The sequence below is a fragment of the Sphingobium sp. 22B genome, from assembly GCF_001580035.1.
Lineage (GTDB): Bacteria > Pseudomonadota > Alphaproteobacteria > Sphingomonadales > Sphingomonadaceae > Sphingobium > Sphingobium fuliginis.
In genome coordinates this window covers 1-20,641 of sequence record NZ_LTAB01000020.1, presented here as the reverse complement: position 1 = coordinate 20,641, position 20,641 = coordinate 1, and the positions used below count along the sequence as shown (strand labels likewise).

Below are 20,641 nucleotides of genomic sequence, written 5' to 3'. Positions count from 1 at the left end.
TGCGGAAGAGGCGACAGCGTCGATTCGGTTGCCGCGCCCGGTTCAGGGATCAGGAAAGCGCCCCATGCTCCCTCCTCATCCTCGGCGGCCCGCTGCCTGACTTCGGGATATGGTTGTGCGCCGCGAGCGCATTTGCCATAGCGGCGACGGGTGTTCGCTTCGGCTGTCGGGCGGGCAGGTTGATAGCCGTTGGTCGGGCCGCCAGCGGGCTGATGACTTGCCGGGAGTTTTCTCGATGGCCCTCTTGCGTGTGAAGCCGCTCAGCGCTCTGCGCCAGTTTCTCAAAGGACAGGCCTCCGGCGGAATCATTCTCATGGTCGCGGCCGCGCTGGCGATGCTGATCGCCAATTCACCCCTCGGTCGGGCTTATGAACATCTGCTGCACAGCCGGATTGGCCCATTATCCCTGCATCACTGGGTCAATGACGGGCTGATGGCGGTCTTCTTCCTGCTCGTCGGACTGGAGATCAAGCGCGAGGTGATGGACGGGCAACTCTCCACCTGGCCCCGTCGAATATTGCCCGGCATTGCGGCGGCGGGCGGCATGGCGGTGCCCGCGCTCGTCTATCTGGCGTTCAACGGCGGTGCGACCGCGCGGGGATGGGCGATCCCGGCGGCGACGGACATCGCCTTCGCACTGGGCGTGATCGCGCTGTTGGGCAACCGCGTTCCCATTTCCTTGCGCGTCTTCCTGACGGCGCTCGCCATCATCGACGATCTTGGCGCGGTCGTCATCATCGCCTTCTTCTACACGGCAAAGCTCTCGCTGATCGACCTCGGCGGCGCGGCGGCTGTCACCATCCTGTTGTTCGCGCTCAATCGTTCCGGCGTGCGCCGGCTCATTCCCTATCTGCTCATCGGCACGCTGTTGTGGCTCTTCGTCCTGCGCTCGGGCATTCATGCGACATTGGCGGGCGTGATCCTCGCCTTCGCCATTCCGCTGCAAGGGACGCCCGGCAAACCGGATCTGGAGGAACATAGCCCGCTCCATCGACTCGAACATTTGCTGCACTGGCCGGTGGGGTTCCTGATCGTGCCGCTCTTCGGGCTCGTGAATGCGGGCGTTCCCCTTCTCGGCCTTCGGGCGGAGGCCCTTGTCGCGCCGGTCACGCTGGGCGTCGGGCTAGGCCTGCTGGTCGGCAAGGTGGTGGGTGTGTTCGGCGCATCGATGCTCGCCGTCCGGCTCGGCATGGCCGACATGCCTGCTCATGCCGGCCGCCTCCAGATGCTGGGCACGGCGCTCCTGTGCGGGATCGGGTTCACGATGAGCCTGTTCATCACGCTTCTCGCCTTTTCGAACGACGCGATGCTCCAGGCCGAAGCCAAGATCGGCATCCTCGCCGGCTCCCTGCTTTCCGGCTTGCTTGGCTATCTGCTGCTGCGGGTCGCCAAGGGAGACACGCCGGACCGTATGGAGGCTTGAAGCACAGCCGTGTCGCGGCCAAGGCCCGGTCCGTCAATCCGACCCGATCAGCGGTTCCGGTCCCACATAGCGAGCACGAGGCCGGATCAGTTTGCCCGTCCGGTTTTGTTCAACGGCATGGGCGATCCAGCCTGCGCTGCGCGCTGTCGCGAACAGGGCAAAGGGCGCCTGGGCAGGCATGCCGCAGGACAGGCAGATAGCCATCATGGCGAAGTCGATATTGGGTTCGACATCGGCCAGATCCTTCGCCGCTGCCCGCAATGCCGCCAGCGAGGCGGGCAGTTCGAAGCCGTCGAGCAGCGCTTTCGCCCTTATGTCGCCCTGCGGATAGAGTGGATGGCCGAAACCCGGCAGGGACCGCCCCTCAACCAGCCGCGCGTGGACAGCGTCCCGCGCGCCATGCAGCTCAGCCTCCACAGCGAAACGCCGCGCCATGGCGCTCATGCCGCCATGGCGCGGGCCGGAAAGCGTCGAAAGGCCGGACAGGACAGCGGCGGCCAGCGAGGCGCCGGTCGATGCAGTCACACGCGCCGCGAAAGTGGAGGCGTTCAATTCATGATCGGCGACCAGTATCAGCATGCGGCGGATGAGGTCAGCCGTCGCGCCATGGGGGTCGGCGCCCCAACTGTTCGCCAGCCGCTGATGGATCGGGCCGGGCAGGACAGCGCCAGCGGCCGCATCCGCGACGAGGTCCAGCAGCAGCGCCGCTTCGGCAGCAATCATACCGTCACTCGATCCCAGCATCGGCGGCGAGGCCGCGGCACGCCCCGCCAGCATCTGGTAGAGGCGATGGTGGAGATCGACATGGTCGGGCGGTGGGGTTCGCTCCATGTTGTCGGCGCCGGGTTGGTCTTCGCCGAGCAGCAGGCGAGCGACGGCTTCGAGCGGCCGATCCTCCGCTAGTCCGACGGCATCATGGCCGCGATAGAAGAAACGGCCGGCGCGCACCGTGGTGATCGCCGAACTCAGGACGGGCTCGCCCCAGGCGATGGCGGCGGACGCCACATCCGCCAGCTTGCGGCTGCGCCCGTTGCGGACGGCGAGTTCATCCACATCGGTCGCTCGATACAAGCTGCGGCGCGCGTCCGCTGGATGGGCACGCACCTGAACATGCCCGCGGCTGACATAGGCATAGAGCGTCTGCGCGCGAACGCCCAGGCGCAACTGCGCCTCCTCGGCGGATATCCAATCGCTCTCTTTCATATTGATTATATTTATCAAGATTGACCGATCAATGTCGATGGGGGCTTTTCCGGGCAAGCGAATATCCGGGAGACCGCCATGTCGAACACGCTTTTGGAAGCCTTTGAACGCCAATCTCATGCCTGCGCGACGCTGGGTGCGCCGTTCAGCGCGGCTGTGCTGGAACGGGCGGGCAGGGCCATCATCCCGGGCGGGATAGTGTCGCATCTGCTGGCGGACTGGAGCGGGGTTCCGGCCGATCGACTGGTGCGCGATGCCGTCGCGCTCCGGCTGCTGGCGAGCCTGCATTATCTGGTGCTGAGCGGGCAAGCGCCCGCTCTGGCAGCCTGCTACCCGCCTGCGGCAGAGAATCCGGAACAGGCCTGGGTGACGGCGGAGCAGGTGCTGATCGACCATGCCGGGCCGGTGGCCGCCATTCTGGCACATGAGCCGCAGACCAATGAGGTGCGGCGCTCGGCATGCCTGCTGGGCGGGTTCCTGACGATCGGGCGCGAGGCCGGGCTCCCGCTACGCTGCTTTGAACTGGGCGCGAGCGCGGGGCTGAACAGCCTGTGGGATGCGTTTCGCTATGAGATCGGCGGGACGATCTGGGGCGATCCGGCCAGTTCCGTGATTGTCCCAAGCCGATGGGAAGGAGCGGCACCCTCGCTGGACCGGGACTTGATCGTGGCGGAGCGGCATGCCTGCGACCGTCGCCCGATCGACATCCGGCAGACGGCCGATGCCACCCGTCTGCTGTCCTATTGCTGGGCTGAGCAGCGGGAGAGAATGGAACGCCTGCAGGCGGCGGTCGCGCTGGGTCAAAGCGGTTCGCTGGTGGTCGAGGCGGAGAATGCAGCGCGTTTCGTGCAGCGCGCGGCACCTAAGACGGGCTTCGCGACGGTCGTGTTCCACTCGGTGGTCTGGCAATATATCCTGCCGGTCGAGCAGGCGCAAATCCTTGCGACGTTGGAGAGCCATGCCGCTGCCGCGACGGCCGATGCGCCATTCTTCTGGCTCCGGATGGAACTGAATGAGACCGCGCGGCAGTTCGAACTGCGGCTATGGTCGGGGCCGGGGCACGACCGGCTGCTGGCTGTCGTCCATCCCCATGGTGAATATGCCGTCTGGCAGTAATGGGCCATGGAAACAGACGAAAACAACGCGCTATCGCCAATTTTCAGTCCTCAGGTCCGGACGGTCAGCTATCTCATGCCACGCCCCTCAAGATGACCTTTGACCGATGCGGCCGGAGATCGGCGTCGATCAGGCGCCGAGGTGCCGATGCTCGATCATGTCGGTGATCTTGTTCGCGAGTTCGGTCATCACAAATGGTTTGGTGATAACCTCCATACCCCTCTCAAGATGACCATTGCCGACAGCGGCATTCTCCGCGAACCCGGTTACGAAAAGTACCTTCAGGTCCGGGCGACCGACGCGGGCCGCGTCGGCGATCTGTCGGCCGTTCATGCCTCCGGGTAATCCGACATCGGTGATGAGCAGGTCGACCCGGACGTCGGACTGAAGGATTTTCAACCCTGAGGGGCCATCTTCGGCTTCGAGCGCGACATATCCAGCCTCTTCGAGCACCTCTATTATGAGCATGCGAACGGTCGGTTCGTCGTCGATCACGAGCACGGTTTCCCCGGCGCCCGTTTCCGGGATCGGCGACTCCGCCGCCGCGGCATCGTCCGCGACATCGCCGGAGTAGCGGGGCAGATAGAGGCACATCGTCGTTCCCTGCCCCGCTTCGCTGTAGACGCGAACCTGGCCGCCCGACTGCCGCACGAAACCATGGATCATGGAAAGACCCAGACCTGTGCCCTGACCGATCGGCTTGGTCGTGAAGAACGGATCGAATATCCGGTCGGCGATGTCTTTCGGTATGCCTGTCCCCGTGTCGGTGACGCACACCGAGATATACTGTCCCGGCGGCAGGTCGCGTTCCCGCCCGGCGCGATTGTCCAGCCACTTGTTCGCGGTCTCGATCGTCAGTTTGCCGCCGTCGGGCATGGCGTCGCGAGCGTTGATGGCGAGATTGAGGAGCGCGCTTTCAAGCTGGACGGTGTCGATCCTGGTTGGCCAGAGGCCCGCGGCGCCGACGACCTCGACCTTGATGGCCGGGCCGACGGTGCGGGCGATGAGGTCCTCCATACCGAAGACCAGCCGGTTCACGTCGGTCGGTTTGGGATCGAGGGTCTGGCGACGAGAGAAGGCGAGGAGCCGCTGGGTCAGCGCTGCGGCGCGCCGGGCGGAGGTCTGCGCACCGTTGATGAAGCGTTCGATACCCTCGGTCCGGCCTTCGGAAATGCGCCTTTCGATGATTTCCAGGCTGCCGATGATGCCTGCCAACAGGTTATTGAAGTCGTGGGCGATCCCGCCGGTGAGTTGTCCTATCGCCTCCATCTTCTGCGACTGGCGCAGCGCCTCTTCCGCTTCCGCGCGTTTGCGGATTTCGGCCTCGACCTGCTCTTCCAGCCGCTCGTTAAGCTGGTGCAACCTGTCCTCGGTCGCCTTCCGCTCGGTAATGTCGATCACGGTCCCGACAAACCGCGTTCCCTGGTCGGTATCGAAGAGCGCGCGGCCGTTCGCGGAAATCCACCGCTGCCGTCCGTCCTCGATACCGATGGTGCGATATTCTATGTCGTAGCGGCCCATGCCCTCGGGATCGATCGCTCTTCGGACGGCCTCATCCGCGCGCTCCCGGTCGTCCGGATGAATTCCTGCAATGAAGGAGCCCGCATAGGTGACTGCCGCCTCCGGGGATAAACCGAAGAGTTGCTTGCACCGAACATCCCACCGAAGTTCGTTCGAGGCGGGGTGGTAGTCCCAGGTGCCGATTTCAGCCGCTTCAGTAGCCAGCCGCAAGCGCGCTTCGCTGTCGGCCAGCTCGCTCTCCGCCTTCCGCCGTTGTGTGAGTTCGCGTTCGAGCGCCTGAAAAAGCCTGGCATTATCGATTGCGACGGCCGCCTCGGCCGCCAGGCCTTCCAGGCCCCGTTCCGACCGATCGTCGAAGACGCCGATATCGGCATGGCCGAAGAACAGGCCCCCGATCACCTCTCCGCTACGCGAAATGACCGGCACGGCCAGATAGCTGCGCACGGGCAGATGTCCCTCGGGCATGCCCTTGCGTGGCGCATTCTGCCCGTAACGCGGGTCCCTGGTTATATCGTCGGAGCGAACGATCCCTTCGCCTGAGAAGGTCGGCGCGAACACCGATGTGTTGCGCGGCATCGGAAATTTGGAGAAGGCCTCGGCCGGCGCCCCGGACAGGGTGTAGAGCATGTAGCTCTCCCCGGCCTCATTCTCGACATTGTAGAAGAAGGCGCCGAATTCGGCGCCGGTCAGTTCGACCCCCGCATCGGTGACGATCTGGACGAGTTCCTGAAGATCGGTCTTGGCCGCCAGCGCGGAGCCGGCCCGATTGAGTATCTCCAGCGCGCGGCGCTCTTCGGAGATCGCCTCCTGCGCTTCCCTGCTTTTCGTGCGATCGTGCAAAATCTTCGTGAATCCGACCACGGAACCGGCCTGATCGCGGATCGGCGACATTTCGCCTACGGCCCATATCTGCGATCCGTCGCGGCAAATGCGCCAACCTTCCGTTCCGCCGCCACGGCCGACGGTCAGCGCGTCGGTCATCTCTTGTCGGAGCGCCGAGGCGCCCTCTCCGGGGGGGAACAGGCGCTCCAGCGTCTCACCCAGAACCTCAGAGGCGGTCCAGCCCAGCATCCGGGACGCGCCCTCGTTCCAACTCGTCACCCGGCCTTCGAGATCGGTGGTGACGATCGCCGTGCCAACCGCGCCATCGACGATCTGGCGCCATTCGTCAGCGCTGATCGCGCGCGACGGTTCTGGCTTTTTCATCGATCCCCCGGGAAAAAATTCTTCTGATGCTGGACGCAAACGCAAAACGCCTGAACTGGTTGCAGACGGGATGGTCGGACCGGGCCGATAATCTCGATCGAAGACTCATGGCAACCAGATCGCCGGTGAAGATTTATTGCGATGTTGAAACTGATTTGAGGTAGCCCGTGGCCGACAAGGATGGCGCAGAAGCGCCCGTCAATCCCAACGAAGCGACCGGCGAGCCAGCCGGCGATCTGGAAGACACCAGCTCCTATAGTCCGACAGGCGCCCGACCGACGCATCACTGGAAGCGATCGACCGTGGCGGAACCTGGGCTCGACCAGCGCGGTACGGTGTTCTTCGCTGCCTTGCAGATGACGCGGATGCCGATGATCCTTACCGATCCGCGCCAGGACGACAATCCCATCGTCTTCGCCAACAAAGCGTTTCTCGATCTGACAGGCTATGAGGAAAGCGAAGTCGTCGGCCGCAATTGCCGTTTCCTGCAGGGGGCCGACACCGACAGGGAAACCGTCCGCGCCCTTCGCGAAGCCGTAAGGGCGCAGGAAGCGATTTCGACCGAAATCCTGAACTATCGCCGCGACGGCAGTCCCTTCTGGAACGCGGTGTTCGTGGCGCCCGTCTATGATGACGACGGCACGCTCCTCTATTTCTTCGCCAGCCAGCTTGACGTCACGCGTCGGCGCTCCTCTGAACAGGCTTTTCGTCAGGCGCAGAAGATGGAGGCGATCGGACAACTGACTGCCGGCCTGGCGCATGATTTCAACAACCTGCTGCAGGTGGTGACAGGCAATCTCGACATCGTGCTCGGAGACGATCTGAACGATGCCCAGCGACGGATGCTGGGCAATGCTGCCCGCGCTGCCGAGCGCGGCGCGAGGCTGACGCGCCAGTTGCTTGCCTTCGCGCGCAAGACCCGGCTCGAGCCGCGCCGGATCAACATGAACGAGCTGATCCACGAATTCGGCGATCTGATCGACAATACCGTGGGGCCGCAGATCAGGCTGGTCACCGCGCTGGAGCGTCGGCTCCCGGCGGTGCAGATCGACCCCACGCATCTTGAGATGGCGGTGCTCAACATCCTGATCAACGCCCGCGACGCGATGCCGGGCGGCGGCACCGTGACGATCGCGACCGAGCTTTGGAAGCTGAACGGCAACGCGGCGGCGCATGGCCTTCCCGAAGGGGATTATGTCGTATTGAGCATCCGCGACGAAGGCCATGGCATGAGCGCCGAGGTTCGCCAGCGCGCCACCGAGCCGTTCTTCAGCACCAAGGGCAAGGAGCGCGGCACCGGCCTTGGCCTGGCAATGGTCCACGGCTTTGTGCAGCAGTCGCTCGGCCGTCTGGAAATCGACTCCGAGCCGGGGCAGGGAACGACGATGCGGCTGCTCTTTCCCGTCGCGCCGCCCGAAGAGGTCGTGTCCGGCCCCGTGCGGCCCATGCCAGCGCCGGCGATTTCGGGCGATGCCGGAGGACAGACGATCCTGCTGGTCGAAGACAGTGACGATGTCCGCGCGCTGGCGAGCGAGCAACTGGCTGCGATCGGGTACCGGGTCATTCCTGTCGCAAGCGGCGAGGAAGCGCTCCTGAAGCTTGAGAATATCAAGGTCGACCTGCTCTTCACCGATATGGTCATGCCGGGTGGCATGAGCGGCCTGGAACTGGTCGAGAAGTTCAACGAACTATGTCCGGAAACGCCAGTGCTTATGACCACGGGCTATAATGAGGATCTGGTCGCCGACATCCCGCGCGGCACGCGGCTCGACGTGATCGGCAAGCCCTATCGCCGCGAGGAGCTGGCGGATCGCGTAAGGACGGCTCTGTCACGCCGCACGGTCGTCAGGCGGGAGGAAAGTCCGTTTGGCGCCAAGGAGGGGTGATGGGCTGAATCCCCACGCGCCCCAGGATGCTGATTTAAAAGCTTGTGGTAATCCTATTGGATAGGACGGTATCCTCAGCTAGACAGCGACCATGCGGGGGCTGGACATTGCGATCGCGGGCTGCGGGCCGTGCGGACTGGCGGCGGCGCTGCTGCTGCATCGTGCCGGACATCATGTAACGCTGTTCGAACGCTTCGATACGCCTCGACCTATCGGGTCCGGCTTGATGCTCCAGCCCACGGGCATGGCGGTCTTGTTTCAATTGGGATTGCTGGAGGAGGCTCGGGCACGGGGCGCGCGGGTCGATCGCCTTTTCGGCAAGGCGGGCAGGCGGATTGTCCTCGACGTCCATTATGCAGCCCTTCGCCACCGGGAAATGTTCGGCATTGGCATCCATCGTGCCAGCCTGTTCGCGATCCTGCACGAAGCCGTCCTGCAGGCGGGAATAGCCGTCCATACCGGCCGCACGCTGACGGGGAGCGCCCCGGTCGGGCTGAAGCGCGCGCTACATTTTGCCGATGGAGAGACGAGTGGCCCCTATGATCTCGTCGTCGATGCGCTGGGCACGCGCACAGCGCTGGCGCCGCCCACGGGTCGGGAACTGGCCTATGGCGCGCTTTGGGCAAGCCTCGACTGGCCGCAGACCGCCGCATTCGATCCCCACGCACTCGCACAGCGTTACGAGCGCGCCAGCATCATGGCGGGAGTCCTGCCCATCGGAACGCCGCCCGGTGCGACGATGCCCAAAGCTGCTTTCTTCTGGTCGCTCCGCGCGGACCGGCTGGACGATTGGCGCGAGACCGGGCTGGCGCCATGGAAGGCGCAGGTTGCCAAGCTATGGCCCGACTGCATGCCGCTGCTCGATCAGATTCATGATGCTGACCAACTGACCTTCGCCCGCTACGCCCATCGGACCCTTGCGGCTCCGGCGGAACCGGCGCTGATCCATATCGGCGATGCCTGGCACTCCGCCAGCCCTCAGCTGGGACAGGGCGCCAACATGGCGTTGCTCGACGCCTGGGCGCTGGCCAAGGGTCTAGCAAAGAAGGATAGTGTCGATGAAGGGATTCAGCACGCCATCGAACTGCGCCGTCGCCATGTGCTGACCTATCAATGGCTCACCGCACTGTTCACCCCGGTCTATCAATCGGACAGCCGTCTGCTGCCGTTGATTCGCGACCGCGTGGTCGGCCCCTTGTCCAAGCTCTGGCCGGCCACCGCCATACAGGCGGCGATGGTCAGCGGGCTGGTCGGCAATCCCCTGCCGCCACTGGGGCTGGATGGCGATTGGACGGTTGGGATGCCCTTGGCGGAGGCTGCATGAACGATGCGTCGAGCGATAGCGACGGCCCCATCATCGTCTTCGACGCCATGTGCGTGCTCTGCTCCGCCAATGCCGCTTTCGTGCTGCGCCATGACCGCGCCGGTCGCTTTCGGCTCGCGTCCATGCAAGGTGACATTGGGGCCGCGCTCTACCGCCAGTTCGGGATCGACCCGGCCAATCCGGAAACCCTGATCGTGGTGGAAGACGGCCGCGCCTTGCGGGACAGCGATGCGGTGCTGGCCATATGGGCGGGTCTGGACCGCCCCTGGGATGGGCTGGCGGCATTCCATATCGTTCCGCGCTGGCTGCGCGATCCCGTCTATCGCTGGATTGCGCGCCATCGTTATCGGCTGTTCGGGAAGCGATCGACCTGCTGGGTCCCGACGACGGAACAGGCACGCCGCATTCTGTGAGCCGGATCTTGCTCCTTGGCGGCTATGGCGGCTTTGGCGGGCGCATCGCGCGGCGTCTCGCCGCCGCAGGGCATGAGGTGCTGGTCGCTGGACGGTCCATCGACAAGGCCCGCGCCTTTTGCGGGGATGCGCCCAGCCTGATGCCGCTGGGACTGGATCGCAGTCGGATCGCCACCGCATTGGAGGAGCATAGGCCGGACATGGTGGTGGATGCCTCAGGCCCCTTTCAGGCGATGGATCATGCCATCCCCAAAGCCTGCATTGCTGCCGGGGTTCACTATGTCGACATCGCCGACAGCCGCGATTTCGTGTGCGGCATCGGGGCGTTGGACGATGCCGCCAGAGCCGCAGGCGTCATCCTCCTCTCCGGCGCTTCGAGCGTGCCGGCGCTGTCGAGCGCGGCGGTGCGTCATCTGGCGCAAGGCATGGACAGGGTGCGCGCGGTCGAGATGGCGATCAGCGCATCCAACAAGGCGACGGCAGGTCCGGCGGTTTCCGCCGCCATAGCAGGACAGGTCGGCCAGCCCCTGCGCATCTGGCGCGGTCAGCACTGGGCGAAAGCCTTCGGATGGCAGGAGATGCGTTCCGTCCAGTTCCGATGCGCGGGAACGGAGGCGATCACAGGTCGCAAGGTCGCGCTTGTCGATGTGCCCGACCTCGCCCTTCTGCCCGAAAGGTTGGCGGGACGCCCGGCCGTCACCTTCCGGGCGGGTACGGAACTCCGGTTCCAGAATTGGGCGCTCTGGCTAGCCAGCTGGCTGGTGCGTTGGCGGCTCGTCACGACTCTCGCGCCGCTCGCGCGCTTCCTTCACCCTCTCCAATCCCTGACCCGGTCGCTGGGGAGCGATCGCTCCGCCATGATCGTGCACCTGTTCGGTGACGTGGCTGGCCAAAAGGTCGAGCGCCGATGGACGCTGATCGCCGACCGGGGCGATGGCCCGGAAATACCGACATTGTCCGTGGCGCCCATCGTAGCGCGCATCCTGTCGGGGCAGGAAGCCGCAGGCGCCCGCGATGCCGCAGAGGCGCTGACGCTGAGCGATTATGCCGATGCCTTCGGAAATCTGGCCATCCATCATGATAGGGCGGAACTGCCTGCTCCGCCGCCCCTATATGAACGCATCATGGGTGATCGCTTCGGACAGCTCCCACCGGAGGTGCGCGCCATTCATGATGTGTTTCGCGATGGCGGCGCAGCGGGCGAAGCCACGGTGACCGGCGCGTCGAACCCGGCCGCGGCATTGATCGCGCGGATCGTGGGCTTTCCCAAAGCCGGTACTCATCGCCTGCATGTTCATTTCCATGAAGCCGACGGCCGCGAAAGCTGGACGCGCAATTTTGGAGGGCGACGCTTTCAGAGCCACCTCAGCCAACGGGGCCGCTGGCTTGTCGAGCGCTTCGGCCCGTTCCGCTTCGCCTTCGATCTTCCCGGCGACGCTCAGGGATTGACCATGGTCATGCGGCGTTGGTGGATCGGTCCCCTGCCCTTGCCAACATGGCTTGCCCCGCGTTCGCCCGCCCGCGAATGGGCCGAAGGCGGGCGCTTCCATTTCGATGTGCCCATCGCATTGCCCCTGATCGGGCGGCTGGTCCATTATCGCGGATGGCTGGAACCGGCGACAATCCGATAGCAGACCACGCTTTCGACCACTGGCTGCAATTTGGAACATCGATCCTGTGTGGACGGCCCTCCGTTGGCAAGGGTTTATGAACTTTGCCCAGCTGGTTGGTGCGGCCATGTGTCCGACCTGTTTATGCGGCTTTTGGATGCCGCTGGCCATAACGCCATTCGCGCGTCTCAGGTCCCGATCAAACGCATGGTGGGTCGGGTCAACGCCTCGCAGATCGCTTCCACATCGGAACCCCGCCATTTGAGCCAGCTCCAGCGAGCGGCCGAAAAGTACGTCGTCATGTCGGAATATGTGGCTGGGGCGGCAGGATTCGAACCTGCGCATGGCGGTACCAAAAACCGCTGCCTTACCGCTTGGCTACGCCCCAGCATCGCCCGGACATCGCCGGCGCGGACCGCCATATAGCGCCTGTTGCGCGAAAGGAAAGCCTAGTCATTATTTTCCGGAACCGCCAATATGCGCGCGCCCTTTCCTCTCAGCCTGGAACCGACCGGCATGTCCGCGCCCCATTCCCCATCCCCCGTCCCGACATCCCAGATCGCGCCCGCTTCACCGCTTTTCCTGCGCGAGGATGAGATCCGGCGCGGCATAGAGATGCTCTATTTCGGCTATTCCGCGCTGACCCGCTCGATCGACGAAGGGCTCGCCGCGCAGGGGCTGGGCCGGGCGCATCACCGCGCCCTTTATTTCATCTCGCGCCAGCCCGACCTGACCGTCAAGGACCTGCTGCGCCTGCTCGCCATCACCAAGCAGTCGCTGGGCCGCGTGCTCAACGACCTGATCGAGCAGGGTTATATCGAAACCCGGCAGGGCGCCAGCGACCGGCGGCAGAAATTGCTGCGGCTGAGCCCGGCCGGCGTCGCGCTGGAGGCGGACCTGTTCCGCGCCCTGCGGGAAAAGATGGCCGCCGCCTACGCCCAGGCGGGGCAGGGCTCCGTCACCGGCTTCTGGCGCGTGCTGGAGGGGCTGATCCCCGATCAGGACCGATCCATGGTGTTCGGCCTGCGCGGCCGGTGAAGGATCGTTGCGCAACCTTATCGCCGTAGGGGCGCTTATCTGCTCTTTGTTGAAGGCAAGATAAGGGTGAACCCATGCGCACATCATTCCTGACCGCCATGTCGGCGCTGACCGTCCTCGGCGCATCGGCCTGTTCGGAAAAGGCGGCCGACAATCTGGAAAATGCCGGCTCCGCGATCGGCAGCGACGTCGGCAATACGGTCGACCGGGCGGGTGACAGGCTCGACCGCGGCCTGGACGAGGCGGGCAATGCGATAGACGAAGGTTCCGGCCGCCTCGGCGCGGCCATGGACAATGCCTCCCGCGATGCGGAGCGGGAGGCGCGCGAAGCGAAGCGGGATGTCGGCGCGGCGATGGAACGCGCGGGCAACGACATCCGCAACGACTGACGGCACGGAAAGGGACCTGGGGAAAAGGATCGGAAAAAACGCCGCGCCCTGCCGACCGGACGGGAGCGGCGCTTGACCTGAGCGGCCATCCGCAGCACCAGCGACGGCATGCACGGCGCCGCACCCGAAACCCCCTCCCGGCTGATGATCGGGCGCCCGGAACTGGCGCTGATCGGCATCACCCTGCTGTGGGGCGGCACCTTCCTGATCGTGCATCAGGCGATGCGGCACAGCGGACCGCTGTTCTTCGTCGGACTGCGCTTCGGCACCGCCGCCCTGATCGCCCTCCCCCTCGCCCTGCCGGTCTTGCGCGGCGTCACGCGGCGGGAATGGCTGGCCGGGACGATGATCGGCTGCGGCATCTTCACCGGCTATACGCTCCAGACCTGGGGCCTGCGGACGATCCCCAGCAGCACCTCCGCCTTCATCACGGCGGCCTATGTGCCGCTGGTCCCCATCCTGCAATGGATCGTCCTGCGCAGGCGGCCGCGCCTTGCAAGCTGGATCGGCGTGGCGCTGGCCTTTGCGGGACTGCTACTGATCGCCGCGCCGCGGGACGGGCTGTCGCTCGGCCGGGGGGAGGCGCTGACGCTCATCAGCACGCTCGCCATCGCGCTGGAGATCATCTTCATCAGCCTCTGGGCGGGCCGCGTCGATGTGGCGCGGGTGACGTTCATCCAGTTGGCGGTGACGTCCCTGCTCGCCTTCGCCTGCATGGTTCCGGCCGGAGAGGCCGTCCCGCCCATCAACTGGATCGTCATGCTGTCGGCCTGCGGGCTCGGCCTGATGACGGCGCTGATCCAGCTCGTGATGAACTGGGCGCAGCGCAGCGTGTCGGCCACCCGTGCAACGCTGATCTATGCCGGAGAGCCCGTCTGGGCGGGCCTGATCGGTTGGATCGCGGGCGACCGCCTGCCCGCCAGCGCCCTGCTGGGCGGCGCGCTGGTGGTCGCCGCCGTCATCGTCAGCGAAATCCGCTTCGGCAAGCCTTAGGGCGCGCCGGGAGCAGCCGATCCGATGCAGCCATAGCGGAATCCGCCGCAGCGGCGGGACGCTAAGAGCATCGTGCGCAAAAGTGGGAACCGGTTTTGCGCACGATGCGACAACAAAAGCTTGGAGCGCGCGGCCTGCGCAGGATTTAACGCAGCGCGCTCTAGCGGCGGAACACCGGCGCGCGCTTCTCGAAGAAGGCGGCGAACGCCTCCTGCGCCTCGGCGGATTGCATCGTCTGCTGGAACAGGCGCGCCTCCTCCTCGATCCGCTGGTTCAGCGCCGCCGGATCGCCCTTCATCAGCCGGCGCGTGGCGGCAAGCGCCTGGGGCGGCTTGGTCATCAGCAACGCCGCCTTCTGCCGGGCATGGTCCAGCAGCGCGTCTGCCGGGACGATCGCCGTGACGAAACCCGCATGGTCGGCGGTCTGCGCATCCATCGGCTCGCCCAGAAGCAGCATCGACGCCGCCTTGGCATAGCCCAATATGGCCGGCGCCAGCAGGCTGGAGCCCGCCTCCGGCACGATCCCCAGATTGACGAAGGGCATGATGAACCGCACGTCGGGGCTCGCATAGACCAGGTCGCAATGGAACAGCATGGTCGTCCCCACCCCCACGGCCAGACCCTGCACGGCGGCGACCACCGGCTTGTCGAAGGCGGCGATGGCGCGGATGAAGGCGAAGGCCGCCTCCCCGCCCTGCGGACCGGACATGAAATCCTTAAGGTCGTTCCCCGCGCAGAAGGCGTCGCCCTTGCCCGCGAACAGCACGGCGCCGATCCCGTCCCGCGCGGATGCGTCGGCCAGCGCGGCGGTCATGGTGCGGTACATGTCGGCGGTCAGCGCATTCTTCTTTTCCGGCCGGTCGATGTGGATTTCGACGACGCCCTGATTTTCGACAATGGCTATCCCTTCGCTCACGACCGGAGTCTCCTTGCTGTTCTTCCGCCCTTGTCACGGATGTCGCCGGTGTCGCGGGCCTCTTGGTTCGTCGCGACTGTTGGCGCATCGGCACGAGCGCGTCTATCCTTTTCCGTCCATCCTGCCTAAAGGCGACCCATGCAACGCCTGCGCGAGATACTGGACCCCTTCCTGCTGCTGCTGATCGGCACGGTGGCGCTCGCCTCCCTGCTGCCCGCCCGCGGGGAAGCCGCCGGCCTGGCCGGGGCGGCGGCCGATGCGGGCATCGTCCTGCTTTTCTTCCTGCACGGCGCCAAGCTGTCGCGGGAGGCGATCTGGAATGGCGCCCGGGCCTGGAAACTGCATCTGGCGACCCTGGGAACGACCTTCGCGGTCTTTCCCCTGATCGGCCTGGCGACTCAGCAGGCGGCGGCGATCCCGCCTTCGATGCGGGCGGGGCTGCTGTTCCTGACGCTGCTGCCCTCCACGGTACAATCCTCGATCGCCTTCACCGCCATTGCGCGAGGCAATGTCGCGGCGGCGGTGGTCAGCGCATCCTTCTCCAACCTGCTGGGCATCGTCCTGACGCCGCTGCTGGTCGCGCTGACGATGGAAAAAAACGGGACGGGCGGCCTGATCTCGCTCTCTTCGGTCGAGGACATCGTGCTGCAACTGCTGCTGCCCTTCGTCATCGGCCACCTGTCCCGGCCATGGATCGGCGGCTTCGTCAGCCGACACAGGGCGATGCTGGGGCGGGTGGATCGCGGATCGATCCTGCTGGTGGTCTATTCCGCCTTCAGCGCGGCGGTGGTGGAAGGATTGTGGCAGAAGGTGTCGCGCGGCGAATTGCTGCTGCTGGCGGCGATCTGCATCGCCATGCTGGTCGTCGTGCTGGTCTTCACCTTCCTGCTGGGACGGCTGCTCGGCCTGTCGCGGGAGGACGCGATCGTGCTGCAATTCTGCGGATCGAAGAAAAGCCTGGCGTCGGGCGTGCCCATCGCCGGGGTGCTGTTCCCCGCCAGTGCGGTGGGGCCGATCCTGCTGCCGGTCATGCTGTTCCACCAGATACAGTTGATGGCCTGCGCCTTCCTCGCCCGCCGCTACGGCGCGGCGGCGGATGCCGAAACCCGTCTGGCGGCGGCGGGCTGACGCGATGGGCCAGCCGATCCTGACCCCCGTCACCATGGATGCGTTCCTGGCCCAGATCGATGCGCTGGCCCGCGCCCTGGCGGCGTCGCAATGGCGGCCCGATTATCTGGTGGGCATCGGACGCGGCGGCCTGGTGCCCGCCACCTATCTCAGCCATGCGACCGGCCTCGCCATGCTGTCGGTCGACCTCTCGGCGAAGCTGCCCGATTTCGGAGAGGCGCTGCTGGCCGGCCTGGCGCAGCGCGTGGCGACAGGCGAAACGCTGCTGTTCGTCGACGACATCAACGACAGCGGACGGACGATCAATGCCGTCCGCAATGCCCTGGCGGCCGCTCCCGCCGCAGGGGTGCGCTTCGCGGTCCTGATCGACAATATCCGGTCCGCCGCCACGGTGGACTATCGCGCGGAAACGATCGACCGGGACGCGACGAAGGACTGGTTCGTCTTTCCGTGGGAGGCGGTGGCCAGCCGGGACAGCATATTGGCCGACTGGGGCGAGGTGCCGGAAAGAACGGCTTAGGACAGGTCCGACCGCCGCCATTGCCGGAAAAACGAGGTTGTTATACATACGTAAAATCTATCGGCTGGGGTGGGGCGCGGGGATAGTGGAGGAAGGCGGGCAACTGGCGGACCCGGACGCGGCATGGAGCCTGCCGGCATGGACCTATCGCGATCCCGAATTTTTCGAGCTGGAGCTGCGCCGGATATTCCGCCCCTCCTGGCAGATCGTGGCGCATGAAAGCGACATTCCCGCTCCCGGCGATTTCCGCACGCTGGACTATATCGGGGAAAGCGTCATCCTGATCCGGGGCGGGGACGGCGTCATCCGCGCCTTCGCCAATGTCTGCCGCCATCGCGGCGCGCGGATCGTGGACGCCGCCGCGGGCTGCGCCAGGAAGCTCACCTGCCCCTATCATGGCTGGACCTATGACGACCGGGGCCGCCTGACCGGGGTGCCGCTGAAGGCCGGCTACGACTTCGACCCCGCCCGCCATGGGCTCCACGCCGTGGAGGTCGAGGATTTCCACGGCTTTCTCTTCGTGAGGCTGGAGGATGACGGCGGCCCCGGCGTCGCGGAGATGATGGCGCCCCATGGTCAGGAGATCGCGGCCTATCGCTTCGCGGACTTGAGGGCCATGGGGCGCATGACGCTGCGGCCCCGCGCGGTGAACTGGAAGATCATCGGGGACAATTATTCGGACGGGCTGCATGTCGCGGTCGCGCATCCCGGACTGCGGCGGCTGATGGGGGAGGGCTATCGGGTGGAAGCCGGCCCCCATGCCGACCGGATGTGCGGGCCGATCCTCCGCCAGCCCTCCTCCAACCCGTCCGAGCGGGCCTATCAGCATTTCCTGCCGCGCATACCGCATCTGGGGGATGAGCGGCAGCGGCTTTGGACCTATTTCAGGCTGTGGCCCAATATCGCCTTCGACATATATCCCGACCAGGTGGACTTCATGCAGTGGCTGCCGCTGTCCCCCACCCGATCGCTGATCCGGGAGGTTCCCTATGCGATTCCTGACGAGCGGCGGGAAATGAAGGCCGCCCGCTACCTCAACTGGCGGATCAACCGGCGGGTGAATGCGGAGGACAGCGCCCTGCTGGACCGGGTGCAGGCGGGCCTTTCCTCGGACAGCTTCACCGTCGGCCCCCTGTCGGCGCAGGAGGTGGCGCTCCGCCATTTCTGCGCGCGGATGCGGCGGATCATTCCGCAGGCGCGGCTGCATCGCGCCCCGGCCCCGGGATGGAGCCGGGCGGCATGACCGGGGCCTATGACGCGGTCATCATCGGCGGCGGGCATAACGGGCTGGTCTGCGCCTTCTATCTGGCGCGGGCCGGCTACCGGGTGCGGATACTGGAACGGCGCGCCATCGTGGGCGGCGCCGCCGTGACGGAGGAGTTCCACCCCGGCTTCCGCAATTCGGTGGCGAGCTACACGGTCAGCCTGCTCCACCCCAAGGTGATAAGCGACATGCGGCTGGCCGAACATGGCTATCGCGTGCTCGAACGGCCGATCAGCAATTTCTTCCCCCAGCCGGACGGCCGCTATCTGAAGCTGGGCGGCGGGCTGGAGCGGACGCAGGCGGAATTCGCGAAGTTCAGCCAGAAAGACGCCGCCACCCTCCCCGCTTATTATGACGCGCTGGAGGTGGTGGCGGACCTGCTGCGCGACATGACGCTGAAGGCGCCGCCCAATGCGGGCGACGGGCTGGCGATGATCGCCGCCGCGCTCCGGCAGGGACGGCGGATGGGCAGCCTGACGCTGGAACAGCAGCGCGACGTGCTGGAACTGTTCACCCGCTCGGCACGCGGCTTCCTCGACGGCTGGTTCGAGAGCGAGGCGGTGAAGGCCGCCTTCGGCTTCGACGCGATCGTGGGCAACTATGCCTCCCCCGACGCGCCGGGCAGCGCCTATGTGCTGCTGCACCATGTCTTCGGCGAGGTGAACGGGAAGAAGGGCGCCTGGGGCCACAGCGTCGGCGGCATGGGCACGATCACCCGGATCATGGCGCAGGTGGTGCGCGGCCTCGGCGTGGAAATCAGCCTGGAGGCGCCGGTCGCATCCGTGCTGGTCGACGGCGCGCGCGCCGTGGGCGTCCGGCTGGAAAGCGGCGAGGAGGTGATGGGCAGGGCCGTCATCGCCAATGTGGGGCCGAAACTGCTCTACGAGCGGCTGATGGACCCCGCCGACCTGCCGCCGGATTTCCTGAGGCGCATCCGCGGGTTCAAAACGGCGTCGGGCACCTTCCGCATGAATGTCGCGCTGTCGTCCCTGCCCGACTTCACCTGCCTGCCCGGCATGGGCGAACATCACCAGTCGGGCATCATCATCGCGCCCACGCTCGACTATATGGACCGCGCCTATATGGACGCGAAGCGCGAAGGCTGGTCGCGCGAGCCGATCGTGGAGATGCTGATCCCCTCGACCGTGGACGAAAGCCTCGCCCCGGCCGGCTGCCATGTGGCCAGCCTCTTCTGCCAGCAATTCGCGCCCGTTCTGCCCGACGGACGCCGTTGGGACGATGAGCGGGAGGCGGCGGCGGATCGCATCGTCGCCACGGTCGACGCCCATGCGCCCGGCTTCGCCCGATCGGTGATCGCGCGGGACATTCTCTCCCCGCTCGACCTCGAACGGAAATTCGGGCTGGTCGGCGGCGACATCATGCATGGCAACATGACCCTGGACCAGCTCTGGGCGGCGCGCCCGGTCCTGGGCCACGGCGCCTATCGCGGACCCCTGAAGGGCCTCTACATGTGCGGCGCGGGCACCCATCCGGGCGGCGGCGTGACCGGCGCGCCCGGCCACAATGCCGCGCGGGAGGTGATGAAGGACGGCGCGCTGCTGGGCCGCTGGCTCGGACGGGGCTGAACCTGCCCCGCAGCAAGGGGAGCATACTTGCCCTCTTCCCCACCCTCGCCTAAAGCGTCGGCTCATGCCCGACATCCCCGTTTCCTCCACCCAGTCCGATCTTGAAGGGGGCGACCTGACCGGCCGGGCGCTGTTCCCGCATCGGCATCTGCTCTCCATCGCGGACCTCAAGCCATGGGAAATCCGCTTCCTCCTCGATGAGGCGGAACATTGGGCCAGGAGCAACCGGGGCGGCGCGCGCAAGCATGACGACCGGCTGGCCGGCATGACCCAGATCAACGCCTTTTTCGAAAACAGCACGCGCACGCTGCTGTCGTTCGAGATCGCGGGCAAGCGCCTGGGCGCCGACGTCGTCAACATGCATGCCGGCCAGTCCAGCGTGAAGAAGGGCGAGACGCTGATCGACACCGCCATGACGCTCAACGCCATGGCCGCCGATGTGATCGTCATCCGCCACGCCAGCTCCGGCGCGGTCGCGCTGATCGCGGACAAGGTCGACTGCCCGGTGCTGAACGCGGGCGACGGCTGGCACCAGCATCCGACCCAGGCCCTGCTCGACGCCCTCACCATCCGCCGGCGCAAGGGCGGGTTCGAAGGGCTGATCGTCGCGATCTGCGGCGACGTGCTGCACAGCCGGGTGGCGCGCTCGAACATGCTCTGCCTCGCGGCCCTCGGCGCGCAGGTCCGCGCCGTCGCCCCGCCGACGCTGATGCCGCCGGAGGTCGAGATGCTGGGCGCGACGCCCTACACCCGCATGGACGAAGGGCTGGAGGGCGCGGACGTCGTCATGATGCTGCGGCTCCAGAATGAACGGATGGACGGCGCCTTCATCCCCTCCCCGCGCGAATATCACATGCTCTACGGACTGACGCCGGAACGGCTGGCCATCGCCAGACCCGACGCGCTGGTGATGCACCCCGGCCCGATGAACCGGGGCGTGGAGATCGCCAGCGTCGTCGCCGATCACCCGCAACGCTCCGCCATCACGGAACAGGTGGAAATGGGCGTCGCCATCCGCATGGCCTGCCTGGACGTGCTGACCAGAGGCGCGCGAAGGTGCGGAAATCCGTCACCGCATTGTCGGAGAGGAAGAGATAGGCCGGGC

General features: G+C 66.0%; 17 protein-coding genes and 1 tRNA gene. 14 read left to right on the top strand and 4 right to left on the bottom strand.

Annotation, left to right across the window (positions count from 1 at the left end):
• The first annotated feature begins 235 nt into the window (after positions 1–235).
• A complete protein-coding gene (gene nhaA, locus A0J57_RS17325; RefSeq protein WP_061936822.1) occupies positions 236–1,423 on the top strand; it encodes a Na+/H+ antiporter NhaA in 1,188 nt (395 codons plus the stop codon).
• 33 nt (positions 1,424–1,456) lie between these two features.
• Here the strand turns inward: nhaA and A0J57_RS17320 are convergent, their stop codons facing one another.
• Complete coding sequence (locus A0J57_RS17320) at positions 1,457–2,626, bottom strand: citrate synthase (RefSeq protein WP_061936819.1); 1,170 nt, start codon at positions 2,624–2,626, stop codon at positions 1,457–1,459.
• Positions 2,627–2,704: 78 nt separating this feature from the next.
• On the opposite strand from A0J57_RS17320, the gene A0J57_RS17315 reads away from it, so the two are divergent.
• Positions 2,705–3,742: a DUF2332 domain-containing protein gene (locus A0J57_RS17315; RefSeq protein ID WP_061936816.1), complete on the top strand. Its 1,038-nt coding sequence runs from the start codon at positions 2,705–2,707 to the stop codon at positions 3,740–3,742.
• A gap of 129 nt (positions 3,743–3,871) precedes the next feature.
• Here the strand turns inward: A0J57_RS17315 and A0J57_RS17310 are convergent, their stop codons facing one another.
• Positions 3,872–6,469, bottom strand: a complete 2,598-nt coding sequence (locus tag A0J57_RS17310; RefSeq protein ID WP_061936813.1) for a PAS domain S-box protein — start codon at positions 6,467–6,469, stop codon at positions 3,872–3,874.
• Between the two features lie 167 nt (positions 6,470–6,636).
• On the opposite strand from A0J57_RS17310, the gene A0J57_RS17305 reads away from it, so the two are divergent.
• From A0J57_RS17305 to A0J57_RS17290, 4 genes are all read left to right on the top strand, one after another.
• Positions 6,637–8,355, top strand: coding sequence for a histidine kinase famiy protein (locus A0J57_RS17305; RefSeq protein WP_061936811.1), 1,719 nt, complete (start codon positions 6,637–6,639; stop codon positions 8,353–8,355).
• A gap of 91 nt (positions 8,356–8,446) precedes the next feature.
• Positions 8,447–9,679, top strand: a complete 1,233-nt coding sequence (locus A0J57_RS17300; RefSeq protein ID WP_061936808.1) for an NAD(P)/FAD-dependent oxidoreductase — start codon at positions 8,447–8,449, stop codon at positions 9,677–9,679.
• Positions 9,676–10,092, top strand: a complete 417-nt coding sequence (locus A0J57_RS17295; protein WP_061936805.1) for a thiol-disulfide oxidoreductase DCC family protein — start codon at positions 9,676–9,678, stop codon at positions 10,090–10,092. The genes A0J57_RS17300 and A0J57_RS17295 overlap by 4 nt, the downstream gene beginning before the upstream one ends.
• On the top strand, positions 10,089–11,723 hold the full coding sequence (locus A0J57_RS17290; protein ID WP_061936800.1) for an SDR family oxidoreductase: 1,635 nt from the start codon (positions 10,089–10,091) through the stop codon (positions 11,721–11,723). The genes A0J57_RS17295 and A0J57_RS17290 overlap by 4 nt, the downstream gene beginning before the upstream one ends.
• Before the next feature lie 292 nt (positions 11,724–12,015).
• On the opposite strand, the gene A0J57_RS17285 is transcribed toward A0J57_RS17290, so the two are convergent.
• Positions 12,016–12,090 (bottom strand) — tRNA-Gln (locus tag A0J57_RS17285).
• Positions 12,091–12,218: 128 nt separating this feature from the next.
• Between A0J57_RS17285 and A0J57_RS17280 the strand changes: the two genes are divergently transcribed.
• The 3 genes from A0J57_RS17280 to A0J57_RS17270 all read left to right on the top strand — a co-directional run bounded on the left by A0J57_RS17280 (position 12,219) and on the right by A0J57_RS17270 (position 14,122).
• The gene (locus A0J57_RS17280) at positions 12,219–12,740 is read left to right on the top strand and encodes a MarR family winged helix-turn-helix transcriptional regulator (RefSeq protein ID WP_061936937.1); all 522 of its coding nucleotides are present in this window, start codon (positions 12,219–12,221) and stop codon (positions 12,738–12,740) included.
• A gap of 74 nt (positions 12,741–12,814) precedes the next feature.
• Positions 12,815–13,129 (top strand): hypothetical protein, encoded by a 315-nt coding sequence (locus tag A0J57_RS17275; RefSeq protein WP_048577121.1) that lies wholly within the window; start codon positions 12,815–12,817, stop codon positions 13,127–13,129.
• Between the two features lie 108 nt (positions 13,130–13,237).
• Entirely contained in the window at positions 13,238–14,122 is an 885-nt protein-coding gene (locus tag A0J57_RS17270) for a DMT family transporter (RefSeq protein ID WP_025550836.1), read from the top strand.
• 160 nt (positions 14,123–14,282) lie between these two features.
• Here A0J57_RS17270 and A0J57_RS17265 read toward each other — a convergent pair whose 3' ends face one another.
• The gene (locus A0J57_RS17265) at positions 14,283–15,038 is read right to left on the bottom strand and encodes an enoyl-CoA hydratase-related protein (RefSeq protein WP_025550838.1); all 756 of its coding nucleotides are present in this window, start codon (positions 15,036–15,038) and stop codon (positions 14,283–14,285) included.
• A 138-nt stretch (positions 15,039–15,176) separates the two neighbouring features.
• Here A0J57_RS17265 and A0J57_RS17260 point away from each other — a divergent pair, with 138 nt between their 5' ends.
• The 5 genes from A0J57_RS17260 to A0J57_RS17240 form a co-directional block, all read left to right on the top strand.
• Complete coding sequence (locus tag A0J57_RS17260) at positions 15,177–16,166, top strand: bile acid:sodium symporter family protein (RefSeq protein WP_061936797.1); 990 nt, start codon at positions 15,177–15,179, stop codon at positions 16,164–16,166.
• A 4-nt stretch (positions 16,167–16,170) separates the two neighbouring features.
• Positions 16,171–16,686, top strand: a complete 516-nt coding sequence (locus A0J57_RS17255) for a phosphoribosyltransferase (RefSeq protein ID WP_048577145.1) — start codon at positions 16,171–16,173, stop codon at positions 16,684–16,686.
• 85 nt (positions 16,687–16,771) lie between these two features.
• Positions 16,772–17,929 (top strand): aromatic ring-hydroxylating dioxygenase subunit alpha, encoded by a 1,158-nt coding sequence (locus A0J57_RS17250; protein WP_061936794.1) that lies wholly within the window; start codon positions 16,772–16,774, stop codon positions 17,927–17,929.
• On the top strand, positions 17,926–19,536 hold the full coding sequence (locus A0J57_RS17245; protein WP_044663050.1) for an NAD(P)/FAD-dependent oxidoreductase: 1,611 nt from the start codon (positions 17,926–17,928) through the stop codon (positions 19,534–19,536). Before A0J57_RS17250 ends, A0J57_RS17245 begins: the two co-directional genes overlap by 4 nt.
• Positions 19,537–19,600: 64 nt before the next feature.
• Positions 19,601–20,641: aspartate carbamoyltransferase catalytic subunit (locus A0J57_RS17240; RefSeq protein WP_064954905.1), on the top strand; the 1,041-nt coding region annotated here is incomplete at its 3' end.